At 74.3% G+C, this 19969-nt stretch carries 19 protein-coding genes and 1 other RNA gene; 14 read left to right on the top strand and 6 right to left on the bottom strand.

All coding sequences use genetic code 11. The features are described from left to right. Window positions 1-10 precede the first annotated feature (10 nt). The 4 genes from hemW (at window position 11) to pepQ (ending at window position 5401) form a co-directional block, all read left to right on the top strand. Window positions 11-1174 carry a radical SAM family heme chaperone HemW gene (gene hemW / locus ML340_RS01400; RefSeq protein ID WP_240095895.1) on the top strand — a complete coding sequence of 388 codons (1164 nt, stop codon included), beginning with the start codon at window positions 11-13 and terminating at the stop codon, window positions 1172-1174. A 120-nt stretch (window positions 1175-1294) separates the two neighbouring features. Further along, window positions 1295-3721, top strand: coding sequence for a DUF1631 family protein (locus tag ML340_RS01395; protein WP_240095893.1), 2427 nt, complete (start codon window positions 1295-1297; stop codon window positions 3719-3721). Then, window positions 3718-4068, top strand: a complete 351-nt coding sequence (locus ML340_RS01390) for a PilZ domain-containing protein (RefSeq protein ID WP_240095891.1) — start codon at window positions 3718-3720, stop codon at window positions 4066-4068. The genes ML340_RS01395 and ML340_RS01390 overlap by 4 nt, the downstream gene beginning before the upstream one ends. Window positions 4069-4090: 22 nt before the next feature. Beyond that, the gene (pepQ, locus tag ML340_RS01385; RefSeq protein ID WP_240095889.1) at window positions 4091-5401 is read left to right on the top strand and encodes a Xaa-Pro dipeptidase; all 1311 of its coding nucleotides are present in this window, start codon (window positions 4091-4093) and stop codon (window positions 5399-5401) included. A 12-nt stretch (window positions 5402-5413) separates the two neighbouring features. Here pepQ and ML340_RS01380 read toward each other — a convergent pair whose 3' ends face one another. Both ML340_RS01380 and ML340_RS01375 read right to left on the bottom strand, forming a co-directional pair. Continuing rightward, window positions 5414-6727, bottom strand: a complete 1314-nt coding sequence (locus ML340_RS01380; protein ID WP_338064398.1) for an aminopeptidase P N-terminal domain-containing protein — start codon at window positions 6725-6727, stop codon at window positions 5414-5416. A gap of 14 nt (window positions 6728-6741) precedes the next feature. Further along, the gene (locus ML340_RS01375; protein ID WP_240095885.1) at window positions 6742-7290 is read right to left on the bottom strand and encodes a UPF0149 family protein; all 549 of its coding nucleotides are present in this window, start codon (window positions 7288-7290) and stop codon (window positions 6742-6744) included. Between the two features lie 130 nt (window positions 7291-7420). On the opposite strand from ML340_RS01375, the gene ML340_RS01370 reads away from it, so the two are divergent. From ML340_RS01370 to rpiA, 7 genes are all read left to right on the top strand, one after another. Further along, complete coding sequence (locus ML340_RS01370) at window positions 7421-9673, top strand: putative bifunctional diguanylate cyclase/phosphodiesterase (RefSeq protein ID WP_240095883.1); 2253 nt, start codon at window positions 7421-7423, stop codon at window positions 9671-9673. A gap of 32 nt (window positions 9674-9705) precedes the next feature. Then, window positions 9706-9927, top strand: a complete 222-nt coding sequence (locus ML340_RS01365; RefSeq protein ID WP_240095881.1) for a TIGR02449 family protein — start codon at window positions 9706-9708, stop codon at window positions 9925-9927. Continuing rightward, complete coding sequence (gene zapA / locus ML340_RS01360) at window positions 9924-10241, top strand: cell division protein ZapA (protein WP_240095879.1); 318 nt, start codon at window positions 9924-9926, stop codon at window positions 10239-10241. Before ML340_RS01365 ends, zapA begins: the two co-directional genes overlap by 4 nt. A gap of 64 nt (window positions 10242-10305) precedes the next feature. Beyond that, window positions 10306-10489: non-coding RNA, 6S RNA (gene ssrS, locus ML340_RS01355), on the top strand. A 27-nt stretch (window positions 10490-10516) separates the two neighbouring features. Then, the gene (locus tag ML340_RS01350) at window positions 10517-11107 is read left to right on the top strand and encodes a 5-formyltetrahydrofolate cyclo-ligase (protein ID WP_240095877.1); all 591 of its coding nucleotides are present in this window, start codon (window positions 10517-10519) and stop codon (window positions 11105-11107) included. Next, window positions 11104-11571, top strand: coding sequence for an EVE domain-containing protein (locus ML340_RS01345; protein ID WP_240095875.1), 468 nt, complete (start codon window positions 11104-11106; stop codon window positions 11569-11571). The genes ML340_RS01350 and ML340_RS01345 overlap by 4 nt, the downstream gene beginning before the upstream one ends. Before the next feature lie 18 nt (window positions 11572-11589). After that, on the top strand, window positions 11590-12237 hold the full coding sequence (rpiA, locus tag ML340_RS01340; RefSeq protein ID WP_240095873.1) for a ribose-5-phosphate isomerase RpiA: 648 nt from the start codon (window positions 11590-11592) through the stop codon (window positions 12235-12237). Window positions 12238-12252: 15 nt separating this feature from the next. Here rpiA and ML340_RS01335 read toward each other — a convergent pair whose 3' ends face one another. From ML340_RS01335 to ML340_RS01320, 4 genes are read right to left on the bottom strand one after another with little or no spacing between them, the layout of a single operon-like run. Beyond that, window positions 12253-13134 (bottom strand): hypothetical protein, encoded by an 882-nt coding sequence (locus ML340_RS01335; protein WP_240095870.1) that lies wholly within the window; start codon window positions 13132-13134, stop codon window positions 12253-12255. A gap of 3 nt (window positions 13135-13137) precedes the next feature. Then, the gene (gene nudC / locus ML340_RS01330) at window positions 13138-14070 is read right to left on the bottom strand and encodes an NAD(+) diphosphatase (protein WP_240095868.1); all 933 of its coding nucleotides are present in this window, start codon (window positions 14068-14070) and stop codon (window positions 13138-13140) included. Between the two features lie 11 nt (window positions 14071-14081). Then, entirely contained in the window at window positions 14082-14453 is a 372-nt protein-coding gene (erpA, locus tag ML340_RS01325; protein WP_240095866.1) for an iron-sulfur cluster insertion protein ErpA, read from the bottom strand. A 43-nt stretch (window positions 14454-14496) separates the two neighbouring features. Next, on the bottom strand, window positions 14497-15231 hold the full coding sequence (locus tag ML340_RS01320; protein WP_240095864.1) for a DUF6776 family protein: 735 nt from the start codon (window positions 15229-15231) through the stop codon (window positions 14497-14499). 94 nt (window positions 15232-15325) lie between these two features. Between ML340_RS01320 and ML340_RS01315 the strand changes: the two genes are divergently transcribed. From ML340_RS01315 to ML340_RS01305, 3 genes are all read left to right on the top strand, one after another. After that, a complete protein-coding gene (locus ML340_RS01315; RefSeq protein ID WP_240095862.1) occupies window positions 15326-15907 on the top strand; it encodes a DUF4126 domain-containing protein in 582 nt (193 codons plus the stop codon). Between the two features lie 99 nt (window positions 15908-16006). Then, complete coding sequence (locus ML340_RS01310) at window positions 16007-17677, top strand: EAL domain-containing protein (RefSeq protein WP_240095860.1); 1671 nt, start codon at window positions 16007-16009, stop codon at window positions 17675-17677. A 44-nt stretch (window positions 17678-17721) separates the two neighbouring features. Then, window positions 17722-19950, top strand: coding sequence for an ATP-binding protein (locus tag ML340_RS01305; RefSeq protein WP_425608252.1), 2229 nt, complete (start codon window positions 17722-17724; stop codon window positions 19948-19950). Window positions 19951-19969: the final 19 nt, after the last annotated feature.

The following is a 19969-nucleotide window of genomic DNA, read 5'->3' as shown; positions in this document are numbered from 1 at the left end:
GCGGACGCGGATGATGCCGCTGGTTCCGGCCGACGTTCCGCTCGCGGTCTACGTGCACCTGCCGTGGTGCGTGCGCAAATGCCCGTACTGCGATTTCAACTCGCATCCGCAGCGCGGCGCGCTGCCGATCCGGGAATACGTGGACGCGCTGCTGACCGACCTCGACCACGACCTCGCGCTGGCCGGCGCGCGCCCGGTGCAGGCGGTGTTCTTCGGCGGCGGCACGCCCTCGCTGTTCCCGCCGGAGGCGATCGCGCGCGTGCTGCAGGGCCTGGCCGCGCGCCTGCCGCTGGCCGCGGATGCCGAAGTCACGCTCGAGGCCAATCCGGGCACGGTCGAGCACGGCCCGTTCGCCGGCTACCGCGCGGCCGGGGTGAACCGGCTCAGCTTCGGCGTGCAGAGCTTCGACGACGGCTGCCTGCAGCGGCTCGGGCGCATCCATACCGCCGGCGAGGCCGAACGCGCGGTCAAGGCGGCGCAGGATGCGGGCTTTGGCGAGATCAACCTCGACCTGATGTACGCGCTGCCGGGGCAGACCCTGGCGATGGCGGTGGACGACCTCGAGCGTGCGCTTGCTTTGGGCCCCAGCCACCTCAGCCACTACCAGCTGACCCTCGAGCCCAACACCCTGTTCGCGCTGCGGCCGCCGCCGGGGCTGCCGGACCCCGACCTCGCCTGGGACATGCAGGAGGCCTGCCAGGCGCGGCTGGCCGCGGCCGGGCTGGCGCAGTACGAAGTCAGCGCCTACGCGCGACCCGGGCGCCAATGCCGGCACAACCTCAACTACTGGCAGTTCGGCGATTACCTGGGCCTTGGCGCCGGGGCGCATGCCAAGCTGACCCTCGCCGATGGGCGCGTGCTGCGGCGCTGGAAGCAGCGCCATCCGGCGGCCTACCTGGCGCAGGCCGGGTCGCCGGCGGCGATCGGCGGCGACGAGGTGCTCGACCCGGCGCGGCTGGCATTCGACTTCATGCTCAATGCCCTGCGCCTGCGCGACGGGGTGCCGCTGGTGCTGTTCGGCGCCCGCACCGGGCTGCCCGCGGATGCGATCGCCGCGCCGCTGGCGCAGGCGCGCGCGCGCGGCTGGCTGGCACCGGACCCGGCGTGGCTGCGCACCACCGACCTCGGCTGGCGCTTCCTCAACGACGTGCTCGGCCTGTTCCTGCCCGACTAGGCAGGACCGCCGGCAGGCGTCGCCGCCACCGGTCGGGCCGCCGGGTTCCCTCGGCTGCAGCGGCGCCTGCAACGTGCTATCAATCACAATTCGAGATGACGGGGGGCGGACATGATGTCGATGCCCGACAGTTACACGGAGCCGGGAGCACCGGATGCGCCGCTGCAGGCGGCGGGATTGCCGGGGCGCGTGCGGCAGGCACTGGAGCGTGCCTGCGCGGTGGTGACCGAGGAGGTGGCGCGCCATCAGGACGCCTTGATCGACCACACCCTGGGCCAGCTGTTCCGCCAGGCCGAGCGCGCCCGCGACGCCCACACGCAGGCGCGCCAGATGCAGGCGCAGACCCAGCTGGCGCGCCGCCGCAGCGAGCTGCTGCCGGCCTTCGCGCAGGCACTGCAGGCGCGGCTGGCCGCGCTGCGGGTGCAGCAGACAGAAGCGGAGGTCGCAGGCTCACCCGGTGGCCACCTCGAACTGCGGCTGGCCGAGGACCCCGCGGACGACGCCCAGGCCCTGATCCGCGACCTCGGCCGCCGCCAGCAGGCGCGCGCCAGCCTCGCGCTGTACCTGCTCGGCCAGCGCTTCGGCGTGCTCGCCGGCAGCCGCGCGTTCGATCCGGAACGGGTGCCGCTCGGCCCGCACATGCTGTGCGAGTGCATGGACGCCGCCGCGACCCGGCTCGGGCTGGAGCGGCCGGCACGCGAAGTGCTGCTGCACGCCTTCGACACCCAAGTGCTGGCGCACTACCCGGCGCTGGCGGAGGTGCTCAACCAGACCCTTTCGCAGCTGGGCATCCTGCCCGGGCTGACCTACGTGCCCGTGCGCGCGCAACCGGGCGCGCGCGGGCCGCGCGGCGCGCCGAGCGAGGCCGGCAAGATCTACGATGCCGCCGCGGATGCGGACCCTGCCGCCCCATCCCCGAGCGTGCCGGCGGCACCCGCGCCCGCCACCGCACCGGAGTCGGACACGCCGGCAACCGCCGTAGGTCGCGGCGATGCCGTGTTCGCGCAGTGGCCCGGGATGCGGCCCGGGGCCTCCCCCCTCGCTGCGCCCGCCGCGACCGGCACCGGCGCCCCCTCGCCGCCCCCCGGCAGCGACCGCGCCGCCGGAGGCGAATCCGACGCGCCCTCGTTCGACGCCCTGCATGCGCTGCTGGCGCGTCGCCGCGCGATGCTCGACAAGTTCCGGCCGGCCGCGACCACGCCAAGCACCGCCGCGGCCGAGTTGCCGCCACAGGCGTTGCGCAGCGCCCTGCAGCGGCTGCAGGAGGCCCCGCCGCCGAGCAGCGGCGACCTCGGGCGCGCGGTGCAGGACCTCAAGCAGACGGTGCTGGCGCAGGCCCGCCAGGCCAGCGGCCGCGGCGCGGCGCTCGCCGGCCGCGATGCGGACACCTTCGAACTGCTGTCGCTGCTGTACGCACAGGTCAGCCAGCAGCTGCGCGCCGGGACCCCGGCACGCAGCCTGCTGGCGCGGCTGCAGGTGCCGGTGTTGCGGGTCGCGCTGGACGATCCCGGCTTCTTCCTCGCCTCCGACCATCCGACCCGGCAGCTGCTCAACACCGTGGCCGAAGCCGGCGCGGGCTGGCTGGGCGAGGACGAGCTCGATCCGCACTGGCTGCAGCAGGTGCGGCAGGCGGTCGAGCTGGTGGTGGCCCGCTTCGACGGCGACGTGGCGGTGTTCGCCGAAGCCAACCGCGGCCTGCAGGAACAGCAGGAGCTGATGGCGCACCGCGCCGAAGTCAGCGAGCGCCGCCACGTGGAGGCCGCGCGCGGGCGCGAGCGCCTGGCCCGCTCCAAGCAGCGTGCCGGCGAGGTGCTGGAGGAACTGCGTGCGGGCCGCGCGCTTCCGCGGTTCGCCGCGACCCTGCTGGAGCAGGCCTGGAGCGACGTGCTCACCCTCACCCTGCTGCGCCAGGGCGAGCAGTCCGCGGCCTGGGAGACGATGCGTGCGCGCACCGCGCAGATCCTGGCCAGGCTCACCGGCGAGGCCGACACCCCCGACCCGGCGCTGGCCACCGCGATCCGCCGCGACCTGCTGCAGATCGGCTACCACGCGGAGGAGGCCGAGCGCATCGCCGGCCACCTCTGCCATCCCGGAGCCATGGACACGGAGGCCGACGACGCCGCGCGCACCGCGCTAGCGCATACGCTGCGCCAGCGTGCCCGCCTCGGCGAGGGCCAGGCCGGCGCCCCGCGCGCCGAGCGCGAGCCGCTGCCGCCGCGCACCGCCGCCGAGCAGGACGCCTACGACCTGCTGCGCACCCTGCCGTTCGGCACCTGGCTCGAGTTCACGGTCAACCAGCAGGGCGACCGCGTGCGGCGGCGGCTGTCGTGGTACAGCACCCTGACCGACAACGCGCTGTTCGTGAACCAACGCGGGCAGCGGGTGGCGGAACAGACCCTAGACAGCGTGGCCCGGCTGCTGGCCGCCGGCCAGGCGCGGGTGGTGACCCAGCGCCAGGCGCGCCTGCTCGACCGCGCCTGGCAGGCGACCGTGCAGGCGCTGCAGCGCTTCGCCGGGCAGCCCGCGACCGCGGAGGCAGGCGCATGAGCTGGGAACTGCGGCGCGCGCAGCGGCGCACCGCCACCGACACCGTGGTGGTCGCCGACGCCATGACCGAGGCCCCGCTCGGCACCCTCGGCAACCTGTCGGCCAGCGGCATGCTGCTGATCGCCAACCGGCCGCTGCCGGAGGACGGCCTGTTCCAGCTGCGCTTCGCACTGGAGCCGGGCATGGCGCCGATCGAGGTCGGCTGCCAGATCCTGTGGGTCGACCCGGCCGCGGCCCCCGGACAATACTGGACCGGGCTGCGCTTCATCTGCGTCGCCGGCGACGACGTGGCGCGCATCCGCGCCTGGGCCTGCGCGCCGGCCACCGGCGCGGGCCAGCCATCCTGACTTCCCCCGGTTCCTTCCACGCATGCCCACCGACCTCTACCGCGACCATCTGGACACCCTGCTGCAGCGCGCCGAAACGGCGCTGCAGCGCGCGGGCTACGACCACCTGCTGATCCCCAGCGGCGGCCTGCACCTGCAGGCGTTCGACGATCTGCCCTATCCGTTCGTGGTCAATCCGCAGTTCAAGGCCTGGCTGCCGCTCACCGATGCGCCCGGCTGCTGGCTGCTGATCACCCCGGGCCAGCGCCCCCGCCTGCTGTTCCTGCAGCCACAGGACTACTGGCACGCCGTGCCGGAACTGCCGGCGGGGGGCTGGGTCGAGCACTGGGCCATCAGCGTGCTGCGCACGCCGGAGGAGGCCGCCCGCCACCTGCCGCCGGATCCGGCGCGCTGCGCCATCCTCGGCGAGCCGCAGGCCGCGCTCGGCGACTACGCGCCGAACAACCCGGCCCCGGTGCTGCAGTACCTGGACTACCACCGCGCCTACAAGACCGCCTACGAGCTGGAGCAGCTGTGGCAGGCCAACCGCATCGCGGTGCGCGCGCACCGTGCCGCGGAACGCGCGTTCCGCGCCGGCGCCAGCGAGTTCGGCATCCACCTGGCCTATTGCCAGGCCGCCGGCCAGGACGCCAACGACCTGCCCTACGGCAACATCGTCGCCCTGAACCGGCACGCCGCGGTGCTGCACTACACCGCGCGCGAGCGCCTGCCGCCGCGGCCATCGCGCAGCCTGCTGATCGACGCCGGCGCCAGCCACGCCGGCTACGCCGCCGACGTGACCCGCACCTACGCGGCCGAGGACGGCGACTTCGCCGCCCTGATCCGCGCGGTGGACGCCGTGCAGCAGCAGCTGTGCGCGCAGGTGCGCGCGGGCACCGACTACCGCGCGCTGCACCTGCAGGCGCACCTGCTGCTGGCCGGCGTGCTGCGCGAGGCCGGGGTGGTGCGGATCTCGCCCGAGGCCGCGGTCGCCGAGGGCGTGACCGCCGCCTTCTTCCCGCACGGGCTGGGCCACGGCATCGGCCTGCAGGTGCACGACGTGGCCGGGCTGGCCGCCTCCGACGCCGGCGGCACCCTGCCGCGCCCGGACGGGCACCCCTGGCTGCGCCTGACCCGCCCGCTGGCCCCCGGGATGGTGGTGACGATTGAGCCGGGCCTGTACTTCATCGACCTGCTGCTGGACGAGCTGCGCGCGCACGGCGCCGGCAACGCGGTGGACTGGGCGCGGGTGGAGGCGCTGCGGCCGTACGGCGGCATCCGCATCGAGGACGACGTGGCCTGCACCGCGGACGCGCCGCGCAACCTGACCCGCGAGGCCTTCGCCGCGGCCTGAGCCGGCGGCGGATCAGGCCGCCATCAGCGCCTCGATCTCGTCCGCGCTGCGCTCCAGCGCGGCGGTCAGCACCCGGTGGCCGTCGCGGGTGATGAGCACGTCGTCCTCGATCCGGATGCCGATCCCGCGCCAGTGCGGCGCCACGTCGGCGGCGTCCGCCGGGATGTACAGCCCGGGCTCGATGGTGAACACCATGCCCGGTTCGAGCAGGCGCGAGGCACCGTCGATCCGGTACTCGCCGACGTCGTGCACGTCCAGTCCCAGCCAGTGCCCGGTCTTGTGCGGGTAGAACCGCCGCCACGCACCGGACTCGCGCACCGCGCGCGGGCTGCCGGACAGCAGCCCGAGCGCCAGCAGGCCGTCCACCAGCACCTCCACCGCGGCCTCGTGCACCGCCTCGTAGGGGCGGCCCGGGCGGGCCTGCGCCAGCGCCGCCGCCTGCGCGCGGCAGACCAGGTTGTGCAGGGCGCGCTGGGCGCGGCTGAAGCGGCCGGACACCGGGAAGGTGCGGGTGATGTCGGCGGCGTAGCCGGCGTGCTCGGCGCCGGCATCGATCAGCACCAGCTCGCCCGCGCGCACCGCGGCGCGGTTGTCGCGGTAATGCAGGATGCAGGCGTTGGCGCCGCCGCCGACGATGCTCGGGTAGGCCGGCTCGGCCCCGTGCCGGCGGAACACGCATTCCAGCTCGGCCTGCAGCGCGTATTCGCGGATTCCCGGCCGCGCCGCGCGCATCGCCGCGCGGTGCGCCTCCACGCTGATGTCCGCCGCCTTCTGCATCAGCGCGATTTCCTCGGCCGACTTGAACAGGCGCAGCTCGTCCAGCAGGTGGCCGAGGGCGAGGAACTCGTGCGGCGGCTGCGCGCCGGTGCGCACCTGCGCGCGCACCCGGTTCAGCCAGCCGATCAGCTTGAGGTCGAAGTCGGCATCGCGCCCGAGCGGGTAGTGCACGCGCCGGCGGCCTTCCAGCAGGCCCGGCAGGATGTCGTCGATGTCCGCGATCGGGTAGGCATCGTCCAGCCCGAGCGCCTCCACCGCGCGCTCCGGCCCCAACCGCGGCCCGTCCCACTGCTCGCGCGCCGGATCGCGCTCGCGGCAGAACAGGATCGCCTCGCCGTGCGCGCGTCCCGGCACCAGCACCAGCACGGCCTCGGGCTCGCCGAAGCCGGTCAGGTACCAGAAGTCCGAATCCTGCCGGTAGGGATAGTGCACGTCGCGGCTGCGCAGGCGCTCCGGTGCGGCCGGCACGATCACGATCGCGCCGTCGCCGGCCAGCTCCATCAGCCGGCGCCGCCGGCGCGCCCAGGGTTTGCGCTCGCCCGCCGCCACCGTCCGCGCTCCATTCAGTGCAGCTGCCGGCGCGGCGGCATGCGCCGCGCGCAGTCGGCATGCAGCAGCAGCACCGCCATGCGCAGGTATTCCTCGATCTCCGCCAGCGAAGCCGCGTCCTCCTCCGGATCGCCGGCATCGATCCGCGCCGCGGCCAGGCGCGCGATGTCGGCCAGCGCCTCGCGGTCGTCCTCGCCCAGCGGGCGGTCGCCATGGGCCAGCCCGAACCCGCCGAGGAACCCGCGGCACCAGGCGAACAGCGCGTCTGCGCGCTGCGCGGTGGAGGCCTCCGCCTCCGCCGGCAGCAGCAGGCCGAAGCCGAACGCCGGGTCGTCCAGCTGGGCCACGGTCGCCGTGCGCAGGCGGTCGAGCGCGCCGCCCTCCGGCGGCGGCGGCAGGCCGGGATCGGCCAGCACCGGCGCCAGCCACGCGGGGACCGGGTCGCCACCGCCCGCCAGCCAGCCGGCCAGCGCGCCGTGCAGTTCGGACGGGGTGGCGGCCAAGCGCAGGCGGCCGGCGTCCTCGGCCACCTGGGTCCAGGCCGGCAATGCGTGTTCGCCCACGGTGTCAGGTCCCGCTTCGCATCGGTCGCGGCCAGTGTAGCAACCCATCCATCGCCGCGCGCTTGGCGCGGCCGGCGGGGCTGCCTACACTGCATGGATGCAGCCCGCGCACGGCTCCCTGCCGCATCGCATGGCCGGTCGCGACCGGCCGGCCACCGGCGCGCTGGCGCCGCTGCTGTTCGGCGCCCCGGCGGACGCGGCCTGGTTCGCGCTGCTGACGGGCCTGGCCGCGACCATCGTCGGGCTGCTGCTGGTGCTGCGCCGGCGCATGCGCGCGCTGCAGCGCCAGCAGCAGGACCTCGCCGAGCAGCAGGAACGCCTACGGCTGGCGCTATGGGCCTCGGACGAGGTGTTCTGGCAGTACGACGTGGCCACCGATGCGCTCGAGAGCACCCGCATCGTGCCCGGCCGCGGGGGCATGCTGGCGGCGCAGGTGCAGCGCGACCCCGCGCATCCGATCCACCCCGACGACCTGCCGCAGGTGCGCGCCGACCTGCGCGCGCACCTGCGCGGGCAAACTCCGATGTTCGTGTCCGAGCACCGGGTGCGCAACGCCGCGGGCGGCTGGGACTGGTACCGCGCGCGCGGACGCGCGGTAGCCCGCGACGCGCAGGGGCGGGTGACCCGGATCGCCGGGACCGCGCGCAACGTCAGCCACGAGCAGCGCCAACTGCGCGAGCACCGGATCGCGGCCGAGGTGATGCGCAACATGGCCGAGGCGGTGGTGGTACTGGACGCCCAATTCCGCTTCGTCGCGGTCAACGACGCCTTCACCCGCATGAGCGGCTACTCCGCGGAGGCAGTGCTGGGCCAGGACGGCGCGCTGCTCAACAGCCCGCGCCACGACGCCGGCTTCTACCAGGAGGCGCGCCGGCAGATGGCCGAGAGCGGCCGCTGGCAGGGCGAGATGTGGCAGCGGCGCGGCGACGGCAGCGAGTTCCTGTGCGCAGTGCAGAGCACCGCGATCAGCGAGCCGGGCAGCGGCCAGCGCCTGTACGTGCTGGTCGCCAGCGACATCACCGAACGCCGCCAGATCGAGCAGGAGCTGCGCTACCTGGCCAACTTCGATCCGCTCACCGACCTGCCCAACCGCACCCTGCTGGCCGAGCGCATGGCGCAGGCGATCGTGCGCGCACGCCGGCGGCAATCGAAGGTGGCGCTGCTGTTCATCGATCTCGACCGCTTCAAGGACATCAACGACTCGCTCGGCCATGCGGCGGGCGACCGCATCCTGCGCCAGGTGGCGCAGCGCCTGCGCGAGACCGCCGGCCCCGGGCAGACGGTGGCGCGGATCGGCGGCGACGAGTTCACCGTGCTGCTGGAGGACCTGGAGGCGCCCGAGCAGGCCGATACCTGCGCGCAGCGGCTGATTGCGCGCTTCGACGAGCCGCTGCGGCTGGACGACCACCAGGAGATGGTGATCACGCCCTCGATCGGGATCTGCGTCTACCCCGACCACGCGCAGGTGCCGACCGACCTGCTCAAGCACGCCGACACCGCGATGTACCAGGCCAAGGCCGCCGGCCGCCGCACCTTTCGCCGCTACGACGCGAGCATGGAGGGCCACAGCCGGCGCCGCGCCAACCTGGTCGCCGCCCTGCGCCGCGCCTGCGAGCGCGGCGAACTGGAACTGCACTATCAGCCGCAGGTGTCGCTGCGCAACGGGCGGATCGTCGGGGTCGAGGCGCTACTGCGCTGGCACAGCGCCGAGTTCGGCGAGATCCCGCCGGCGCAGTTCGTGCCGCTGGCCGAGGAGAGCGGGCTGATCCCCGCGATCGGCGAATGGGTGCTCGCCGCGGCCTGCCGCACCCTCGCCGACTGGCAGCGGGCCGGCGTCCACGGGGTCTCGATGGCAGTCAACATCTCCGCCGCGCAGCTGCTGCACGGCGACCTCGCCGGCAGCGTGCGCCAGGCGCTGGAGTCCTGCGGCGCATCGGCCGACGCGCTCGAGCTGGAGCTGACCGAGAGCATGCTGATGGCCAACGCCGACCTCGCCGCGCAGCGCCTGCAGGCGCTGCGCGAACTGGGCGTGGCGATCGCAGTGGACGACTTCGGCACCGGCTATTCCTCGCTGGCCTACCTGCGGCGGCTGCCGATCACCACGCTGAAGATCGACAAGGCCTTCATCGACGACCTCGGTCAGCCCGGCGACGGCGAGGACGCGGCGATCACCACCACCGTGATCGCGATGGCGCACTCGCTCGGCCTGGGCGTGGTGGCCGAGGGCGTGGAGACCGACGCCCAGCTCGGCTTCCTGCGCCAGCACCGCTGCGACGTGGTGCAGGGCTTCTGGCTGGCGCGGCCGATGCCCGCGGACGCGTGCCTGCAGTTCCTCCGCGCCTGGGACGGCGACGCGCGCCGGCAGGCGCTGGCCGCGCCTTGACCCCGGCCGCCGCGCGCGCCCATGATGCGCGCATGGAGCCGCGTGCCGCCGATGCCGAACTGCGCGCCCTGCTGGCGCGGCTGGATGCGCTCGCGCTGCACCTGCAGCGCCTGCAGGACGAGAACCGCCACCTGCGCCAGCAGCAGGCGCAGCTCTTGGCCGAGCGCGCGCAACTGCTGGGCAAGCAGGAGCAGGCGCGCAGCCGGGTCGAGGCCATGATCAGCCGGCTCAAGTCGCTGGAGCAGCACACGTGAGCACGCCCGCCGCCGGCAAGAGCGAGCCGGTCAACGTCCGCATCCTCGACCGCGAATACACGGTCGGCGTGGGCAGCGACGAGCGCGACGGGCTGCTCGCGGCCGCGCGCCTGCTGGATGCGCGCATGCGCGAACTGCGCGGCGGCAACCGCATGGTGGCGGTCGACCGCCTGGCGGTGCTGGCCGCGCTCAACCTCGCGCACGAACTGCTGCAGCTGCGCGCGCAGGCCCCGGCGACCGCGGAAGCCGGCCTGCAACCGCTCCTGGCCGAGGCCAACCGCAAGCTCGACGCGCTGCTGGCCAGCTGCAGCTGAACCGCCCCGACGGCAGCACCGACGGATGGCGTTGCCATCGTCCGCCCCCGGCCTATACTGGCCACGTCCTCTGCCGTGAGCGACAGCGTGCGCAACATTCGCCTTGTCCCTTAACGACGACCGCGGGGACGCACCGGCAGCCGGGAGTGCAAGTCCGCCACGAGCGGGAAGCCCGATGGCCGCCACGCGTTCCCACTTGAACCCCGGGTTCAAGGTCGTTCCGCACGCATCGCCACGGCGGAGACATTCTTCCCCAGCGTCCGGGCCCTACCCGCGTGACCCCCGATGCCGACCGCGCGGCGCTGCGCCGCCAGCTCCGCCAGCGCCGGCGCGGCCTGTCCGCGGCGCAGCGGGTCGCCGCCGCCGAGGCCCTCGGCGAACGCCTGCTGGCGCTGCCCGCGCACCCCCGGCGCGGCTACGTCGCCGGCTACTGGGCGGTGGACGGCGAGATCGGCCTGCACGCCTGGCAGTTGCGGCTGCCGCCGGGCCTGGTCTACTGCCTGCCGGTGCTGCATGCGGACGGCCGCCTGCGCTTCGCCCCCTGGCGCCCGGGCGATCCCCTGGTCAGCAACCGCCACGGCATCCCGGAGCCGGACGTCGGCCCCGGCGCGCTGCTGGAGGCGCGCGAACTGGCCATGGCCGTGCTGCCGCTGGTCGGCTTCGCCGCCGACGGCCGCCGGCTGGGCATGGGCGGCGGCTGGTACGATCGCAGCTTCGGGTTCCGCCGCACGCAAGCCGCGCCGCCGCTGCTGGTCGGGGTCGGCTTCGACGAGCAGGAGGCGGAGCTGCCGCCGGACGCACCGTGGGACGTGCGCCCGGACGCCCTCTGCACCCCGACCCGCACCCTGCAGCGACCGCCCGCATGAGCCCGCGCCCCAAGACCTGGCTGATGAAGTCCGAACCTGGCGAGTTCTCGATCGACGACCTCGCCCGGGTCGGGCGCGAACCGTGGACCGGCGTGCGCAACTACCAGGCGCGCAATTACATGCGCCAGATGCAGGTCGGCGACACCGTGCTGTTCTACCACTCCAATTGCGCCTTGCCCGGCATCTACGGCCTGGCCGAGGTCGCCAGCCCCGCGTACCCGGACCCGACCCAATTCGATCCGTCCTCGGACTACTACGACCCCAAGGCCAGCCGCGCCGAGCCGCGCTGGGACCTGGTCGACGTGCACTACGTCCGCCATCTGCGGCGGCCGATCGCGCTGGAGGAGATCCGCCGCCACGCCGACGCGCTCGGCGAGGACTTCGCCCTGATCCGGCGCGGCTCGCGGCTGTCGGTGCTGCCGGTCACCGCGGCCCAGGCCCGCCTGCTGCTCGCCCTCGAGTGATGCCATGGGAGTGATGCCATGTCCGAACTGAAGAAGCTGGCCGCCGAGAAAGCGCTCGACTACCTCGAGGACGGGATGATCGTCGGGGTCGGCACCGGCTCCACCGTCGCCTTCTTCATCGACGCGCTGGCGGCCTGGAAGGACCGCATCGCCGGCGCGGTGTCCAGCTCCGAGCAGAGCACCGCGCGCCTCAAGGCGCACGGGATCGAGGTGATCGACCTCAACGCCGCCGGCCCGCTGGCGCTGTACGTGGACGGCGCCGACGAATGCGACGGCCACAAGCGCCTGATCAAGGGCGGCGGCGCCGCGCTCACCCGCGAGAAGATCATCGCCGAGGCCAGCGAACGCTTCGTGTGCATCATCGACCCCAGCAAGCAGGTCGAGGTGCTGGGCCGGTTCCCGCTGCCGGTGGAGGTGATCCCGATGGCGCGCAGCCTGGTCGCGCGCGAGATCCAGCGCCTCAGCGGCGGCCAGCCGGTCTGGCGCGACGGGGTGGTGACCGACAACGGCAACGTGATCCTGGACGTGCACCACCTGGCCATCACCGACCCGGTGGCGCTGGAGCGCGAGCTCAACCAGATCCCCGGGGTGGTCTGCGTCGGCCTGTTCGCACGCCGTCCGGCCGACGTGGTGATCGTCGGCGGACAACCGCCGCGGGTGTGGTGACCGCGCGCGGCGGGCTCAGCCCACCCCGCGCGCCAGCACCACCAGCGCCGGCACCGCCAGCCACAGCAGCAGCATCCGCCACAGCAGGCGGCGGCCCTCGCTGAGGGACGGGCACGGCCCGAACACCTCGGCCAGCGCGGTGGCGGGGGTCAGCCCGGACTCGGCGTAGTCGGCGACTTCCGCCGCGATCTGGCCGCGCACGCCGGCGCGCGCGGCATGTTCCAGCACCCGCGTGCGCAGGCCGAAGGCGCCGGGTTCGCGCCAGGCGCCGAGCGCGGCTGCGGTGTCCCCGGCCACTGCCAGCGCGACGGCCATCGCCTGGCTGACCGGCCAGTCCAGCAGGGCCAGCCCGCGGCGCGCGTCCGCCTGCATCGGCGACTCCTCCGCCGCCGCGAGTGCCAGCAGGCGGTACAGCAGCGCCCCGGCCGGGCCCAGCAGCAGGAACCACAGCAGCGGTCCGAACCAGCGCCGGCGGGCGCTGGCGAACAGGGCCTCGACCAGCGCCGACGGCTCCTGCCGCGCCGCGGCGCCCGGCGGCCACAGGCGGGCCGCCGCGGCATGCCGCCCGGCCGCATCCGTGGCCGCGGTGACCGCCGCCACGTCGCGATCGAGTCCGCGCGGATCCCAACTCCACGCCAGCACCAGAGCGCCCAGCAGGGCCGCGGCAGCCGCGCCGGGCAGCGTCCACTGCAGCCATGCCAGCGCCAGCACCGGCGGCAGCACCGCCAGCGCCAGCCGGGCGATCCGCGTCGCCCGGCCCGCCGCCGGCGGGCCACGCCGCCCCAGCGCGGCGTACCACGCCCGCACGGCGCGCGGGCGGCGCAGGCCGGCGACCATGCGCGGCGCGCCCCAGCCGATGGCCAACGCGAGCAGGATCGCCAGCAGCGCGGCGGCCATGGGCTAGCCGGCGCCCCCGGCGCGGTCCTGCAGCCAGCGCGCGATGACGTGGCGCGCGATCGACAGCGGCGCCGGCAGCACGATGCCCTCGCCGGGCACGTCGGCGCTGTCGGCATCGCGCTCGAGCGCGGCGCGCACGTCCTCGCGCGGGAACCAGCGCGCGTCCTCCAGTTCGTGCCCGACCGCGACTGCGCCCGGCCCGGCGTCCGCCTCGGCCAGGAACCCGAGCATCAGCGCGCCGGGGAACGGCCACGGCTGCGAGCCCAAGTAGCGCGCGCTGCCGGGGCGCACGCGCACCCCGGTCTCCTCGTGTACCTCGCGCGCGAGCGCCTGCTCCAGGGTTTCGCCCGGCTCGACGAAGCCGGCGATCACCGACCAGCGCCGACGCGGCCAGGCCGCCTGGCGCGCCAGCAGCAGGTGGTCGCCGGCGCCGACCGCGACGATCACCGCCTGGTCGGTGCGCGGGTAGTGCTCGGCCGCGCAGGCGATGCATTGCGCCAGCCAGCCGGCGCGCAGGTAGCGCAGGCCGGCGCCGCAGACGCTGCAGTGGCGATGGCGGCGATGCCAGTGCTGCAGTGCGCGCGCCTGCGCGAACGCAGTGGCCTCGGCCGCAGGCCATGCGGCGGCGGCGCGGCGCAGGTCGAGCCACTGCGCGGCCGCCAGCGCCGACGGCGCCACGTCCTCGGCCAGGAACCAGCCCTGGCCCTGTGCGTCCAGCCCGAGCCAGGTCGCCTGCGCGGGGTCGGCCGCCAGCTGCGCGCCGTGCACCGCCAGCGGACGGCCCTGCGCGTCCGCCGGTGCGCGGCCGGCGTCGTCCAGCACCAGCACCCGCGCCTGCGGCCACAACGCAAGCCGCGCCGCGGGGTCCTCGCGCAGGTGCTCGGCGCGCTCGAGCGCGCCGTCGACGAAGGCATAGGCGCAAGCCGCTGCCGGCATGCGCCCCGCGTTCATACCGTGAAGCTGCTGCCGCAGCCGCAGGTGGTCTTGGCGTTCGGGTTGCGGATCACGAACTGCGCCCCGCTCAGGCTCTCGCTGTAGTCCACCGTGGCGCCGATCAGATACTGCAGGCTCAGCGGGTCGACCAGCAGGGTGACGCCGTCGGTGACGATCGCCGCGTCGTCGGGCTCCTGGCCGGGATCGAACTCGAAGCCGTACTGGAAGCCGGAGCAGCCGCCGCCCTGGATGTAGACCCGCAGCTTGAGCGCCGGGTTGCCCTCCTCGGCGATCAGCTCGCGTACCTTGGCGGCCGCGGCGGGGGTGAAGTGCAGCAGCGGGGCGGACGGCGCGGCCGCCTCGGCGAGAGTGGGGGTGGTGTCCATGCGCGCAGCATGGGGCCTGCGGCAGCGCGCTTCAACCGCCGATTCAGCGCCGTTTGCGCGCGGGATGCGCGCCGCCGCCGGCCGGCGCCGCGCCCGCAGTGGCCTCGCTCCAGGTGAAGCCGGACTCGACCGCCGCGCCGGAGTCCGGCTGCAGGCGCACCACCACCCGCACCGGCTTGAGCCCCGGCGGCAGCAGGATGTCGCCCTCGACCTGCTGGAAATACTTGAACGAATACGGCACTCCGGGCGCATCCTGCTGCTGGCGCAGGGTGGCCCAGTCCAGCTTGCGCAGGCGACGGCCGTCGCTGGCCTCGACCTGCAATTGCAGGCGCCCGCGGTTGACCGCGTCGCGGCTCAGGTTCTGGGTCAGGGTCGCGGTGAAGTGCCACAGCTGCGGGTCGCGCTGCGGCACCAGCCGCAGTTCGTGCACCGCGAGCCCATGGCGCTGGCCGGTGGCGCCCACGAAGCGCTCGTAGAAGGCGATGTCGGCGCGCAGGCTGGCGATCTCCTCGTCGCGCTCGGCCAGGGTGCCCTGCAATTCGGCGTTGGCCTGGCGGCTGATCTGGTCGGAGCGGCGCAGGGTCGCCACCTGCTGCTCGAGCGCGTCGATCCGGGCGCGCTGCGCGGCGATGGTCTCGCGCGCGTTGCCCGGCTGCGGCGCGAAGCTCCGCCACGCCCCCCAGCCCCCCAGCAGCAGCGCCGCCAGCACCAGCAGCAGGAGCGCCAGCCGCGGATGGCCGGCATCGCGCACCGAGGCCGGCGGATGCTCGATCGACATGCTCGCCCTTATCGCCGTCCGCCCGGCCCGCGTCAACCCGCACGCCCCGCGGCGGCTACACTGCAGGCGCGCCGGGGCGGCGCGGAGGGCGGCGATGGAGCAGGCGCACCTGTTCGCGATCGGAGTGCTGCTGGCCTGGCTCGCGGGCATCCGCGTGTACCTCACGGTGTTCGGCGTCGGCCTCGCCGGGGCGCTGGGGTGGCTGCAACTGCCGGAGGCGCTGCAGGCGACCCAGTCGCCGTGGGTGCTCGGAGTGTCCGGGGTGCTGGCGGCGGCGGAATTCTTCGCCGACAAGATCCCCGGGGTGGATTCGCTGTGGGACCTGCTGCACACCCTGCTGCGGATCCCGGCCGGCGCCTTCCTGGCGGCCGCCGCGATGTCCCCGGACGGCCAGCTCGGGGTCGGCATGCTCGCCACCGGCGCCGGGGTCGCCCTCACCAGCCATCTGCTCAAGGCCGGCACCCGCGCGGCCATCAACACCTCGCCGGAACCCCTGAGCAACTGGACGGCGTCCGCGACCGAGGACGCGCTGGTGGTCGGCGCGCTGGCGCTGGTGTTCAGCCATCCCTGGCTGGCGCTGGTGCTGGCGGTCGCAGTCACTCTGGCCCTGGCGCTGCTGGTGCGCTGGCTGTGGCGGCGGCTGGCACGCGGGCTGGCCCGGCTGCGCACGGGTTGAGCCGGCTGGCCCCGTGCACTAGGGTTTTGCGTCAAACTGGAAGCCTTCCGGCTCGCTGCACGCGCAGCGGCCCTGGCCCCCACCGGACCGCGCCACACCATGGACACCCACGCCGCCGAACCCCCGTACCGGATCCTGGTGGTCGAGGACGACCGCAGCCAGGCGCTGTTCGCCGAGGCCATCCTGCGCGGGGCCGGCATGCAGGCGGAGGTGGTCGCGGTGCCGGAGCAGGTGATGGCGGCGATGGAGCGCTTCGACCCCGACCTGGTGCTGATGGACCTGCACCTGCCGGGCATCAGCGGCACCGCGCTGACCGTGCAGATCCGCGAACACCCGCGCTTCGCGCACGTGCCGGTGGTGTTCCTAACCGGCGACCAGGACCCCGAGCGGCAACTGGAGGTGCTGGAGTTCGGCGCCGACGACTACATTGTCAAGCCGGTGCGCCCGCGCCACCTGATCGCCGCCGTGCAGAGCCGGGTCCGGCGCGCGCGTGCGCTGCTGCGGCGGCCGGCGACGGACGCCGAGAACGAGCAGCATCCGGTCACCGGCCTGCTGACCCGCCCGGCGCTGATGCGCCGGGTGGGCGAGGCCGCGGCCGGTGGCCGCGGGGGCGTACTGCTGCTGGAACTCGGCAATGCCGGCGCGCTGCGCAACCGCTACGGCTATGCCGGCTTCGAGGCGCTGATGAACGATGCCGGCCGCCGCCTGCGCGAACTGACCGGCGCGCACGCGGCCGCACGCCTGAGCGACAACGCCTTCCTGGTGCTCGCCGCGGAGGAGGATGAGGACGCCCTGCGCGCGCTTGCGCGCCAGCTGCGCGACGGGATCGGCTACCACGACTTCCATTGCGACGGCGAGCCGCTGCGGCTGCGCGCTGTGATCGGCGGCACCCGCCTGGCCCACGGCTTTGCCGACAGTGGCGCGGTGCTGGCCGCGGCCGAGGACGCGTTGCGCGCCGCGCGCACGGATCCGGCCGGGATCGCCTGCTATGCCCCGCCCGAGGCGGCCGCCGGGCACCGCCTGCTGGATGCCCTGCGCACCGCACTCGACGGCGACGGGCTGGTGCTGGCGTTCCAGCCGATCGTGGCGGTCGCCGGCGGTGACCAGGCCCAGTTCCAGGTCCTGGTGCGGCTGCGCGACGGCGACGGTCGGGAGTACGTGGCCGGCGAATTCCTGCCGCTGGCCGAGTCCGCCGGCCTGCTGCCGGCGCTCGACCGCCAGGTGCTGGCGAAATCGCTGCAGATCCTGCAACGGCGGCGTGCGGAGGGCCGCCCGGTGCGCCTGTTCGTCTCGCAGTCCCCGCGCACGCTGGCGCAGGACGGCTATGCCGACGAGCTCGTGCGCATGCTCGAGGCCGCGGCGATGGACGGCACCGCGCTGGTCATAGACCTGCGCCTGGAGGACGCGCTGGTGCACGCCATCCTGCTGCGCCAGGTGTGCGAGCGGCTGGTCCCGGCCGGGGTACAGATCTGCCTCAGCCAGTACCGCGACGGCGAAGAGGCCGGCCAGTTGCTGTCGCAGCTGCCGTTGGGCTTCGTCCGGCTCTCGCCGGACTTCGCGCGCCAACCGCTGCCGCCGGAGCTGCGCGACGAGATGCGCAGCGTGATCGACCGCGCGCACCGCCTCGGTCTGCAGGTGATCGGCCAGCGGGTCGAGGACCCGCAGGCGGCCGCCGCCCTGTGGATGGGCGGCATCGACTTCATCCAGGGCAACCTGGTCCAGCGCGCCGAGCAGGCGCTCGAATTCGACTTCCAGCACGCCACCCTGTGAGCACCGACGAACGCCCCGGCTTCGACTGGCTCGCCGCCCGCTGGCTGGCGCTGGGCGCGGCCGCCGGCGCCACCCTCGCGCTGCTGGTCGACCGCATCGGGGTCAAGGGCCCGTGGCAGCTGCTGGCGCTGATCCTCGCCCTGCTCACGGTGTTCGCCACCACCACCCTGGCCTTCACCGTGCAGCGGCGCGAAGCCCTGCTGCGCGAGCAGCGCGAGCGCAGCCGCCGCGGCGAGGAGGAGGTCAGCGCGCTGCAGCGGGAGATCACCCGCCACACCGAGCTCGAGCGGGAGCTGACCCTCGCCAAGCAGGCCGCCGAGTCCGCGGTGATGGCCAAGGGCGAGTTCCTGGCCACGATGAGCCACGAGATCCGCACCCCGCTCAACGGCATCGTGCCGATGCTGGATCTGCTGATGAACTCGCGGCTGCAGCCCGACCAGCTGGAACTGGTGCGCACCGCCGCGACCTCGGCCCAGCAGATGCTGCGGATCGTCGACGACATCCTCGACTACTCCAAGCTCGAGGCCGACAAGCTGACCCTGGAGACCACCACCTTCAACCTGCGCGACATGGCCGAAGGCGTCATCGCGCTCATGGAGAAGCCGGCCGAGGCCAAGGGCCTGCGCCTGCAGCTGGTGATCGAGCCGGGCGTGCGCCTGCCGGTGCGCGGCGACCCGGTGCGCCTGCGCCAGGTGCTGACCAACCTGGTCAGCAATGCGGTCAAGTTCACCGAGCGCGGCGGCGTGACCCTCACCATCCGCCGCCTGCGCGAGACGCCCGCCCAGCACGTGCTGCGCTTCGAGGTCCGCGACACCGGGATCGGCATCGCCCCCGAGGTGCAGCAGCGCCTGTTCCAGGCGTTCACGCAGGCGGATGCCTCGACCACCCGGCTGTACGGCGGCACCGGCCTGGGCCTGGCCATCTGCAAGCGCATCGTCGGCTTGATGGGCGGCCAGATCGGGGTCGAGTCCACGCCCGGCCAAGGCTCCACCTTCTGGTTCGAGGTCCCGCTGCTGAAGGTGCAAGGCGACATCAGCACCGCGCCGACCGAACTGCACGGCGGCCGCGTCCTGCTGATCACCACCGATGCCCGGCTGCGCATGCGCCTGACCCTGCTGCTGCCGAACTGGGGGCTGCGCATCACCAGCGTGGAGAACACCCAGGAAGCCCTGGACCGCCTGCGCCGGGCCCATGACCAGGGCGAGCCATGGACGTTCTCGGTGGTGCTGGCGGATCTGGCCAGCATGCGCAGCACGGCGGTCGCGCTGGCGCGCAACCTCGAACGGCGCAATCTGTACGGCGAGGTGCGCCTGGTGTTCCTGCGCGGCGACGACGCCGCCACCCTCGACCTGCCGGCGGGGATGACCGTGATCGCGCGCAACGCGCCCGATGCCGACCTGCGCGCGGTGCTGTCCTCCTCGGGCGTGGCCTGGGCCAGCCACGACCCGGACGCGATCCCGCCGCCGCCACCGCCCCCGGCGGAGGATCCCGAGCGCCCGATGCGGGTGCTGCTGGTGGAGGACAACCCGGTCAACCTGATGGTCGCGCAGCGCCTGCTGCAAGTGCTCGGCAGCGTGTGCGAGACCGCCAGTAACGGCGAGATCGCGCTGGAGAAGCTGGACGCCGGGCAGTTCGACCTGGTCCTGATGGACTGCCAGATGCCGGTGCTGGACGGCTACACCGCGACCCGCCGCTGGCGCGCCCTCGAGCAGGCCCGGCATGCCGCGCGGCGGCTGCCGATCGTGGCGATGACCGCCAATGCGATGGCCGGCGACCGCCAGAAGTGCCTGGATGCCGGCATGGACGACTACCTCGCCAAGCCGGTCACCCGCGGCGAACTGGAGCGCTGCCTGCAGCGCTGGCGCGGCGCCCGCCTGCCGGTGCCGGAACCGCTGCCGGCGGCCGAGGAATCGGCCCTGCGCAGCCCGCCGGTGCTGGATGCCAGCGTGCTCGACGAGTTGCGCGAGGTGCTCGGCGACGAGGTCGATCGCATCGTCCAGGTCTACCTCGAGGACGCCCCGCGCCTGATCGCACAGCTGGAGCGCGCGGCGGTCGCCAACGATCCGATCGCGCTGCGGGTCGCCGCGCACACCCTGAAGTCCTCCAGCGCCAACGTCGGCGCGCGCACCCTGTCCGACGCCGCGCGCGAGCTGGAACACGGCGCGCGCGACGGCACCCTGGCCAACCCCGAGGTGCTGGTCGGGCGGATCGTGACCGAGTTCGCCGAGGTCAAGCGCGCGCTGCAGGCCAAGGTGCCGCTCGCCCCGCATTGAGCCGCGCGGGCGACCCGCT

The organism is Thermomonas flagellata (assembly GCF_022419185.1).
Taxonomy (GTDB): Bacteria; Pseudomonadota; Gammaproteobacteria; order Xanthomonadales; family Xanthomonadaceae; genus Thermomonas; species Thermomonas flagellata.
Note: the sequence above shows the minus strand (reverse complement) of the source record. Positions and strands in the feature narration are given on the sequence as shown.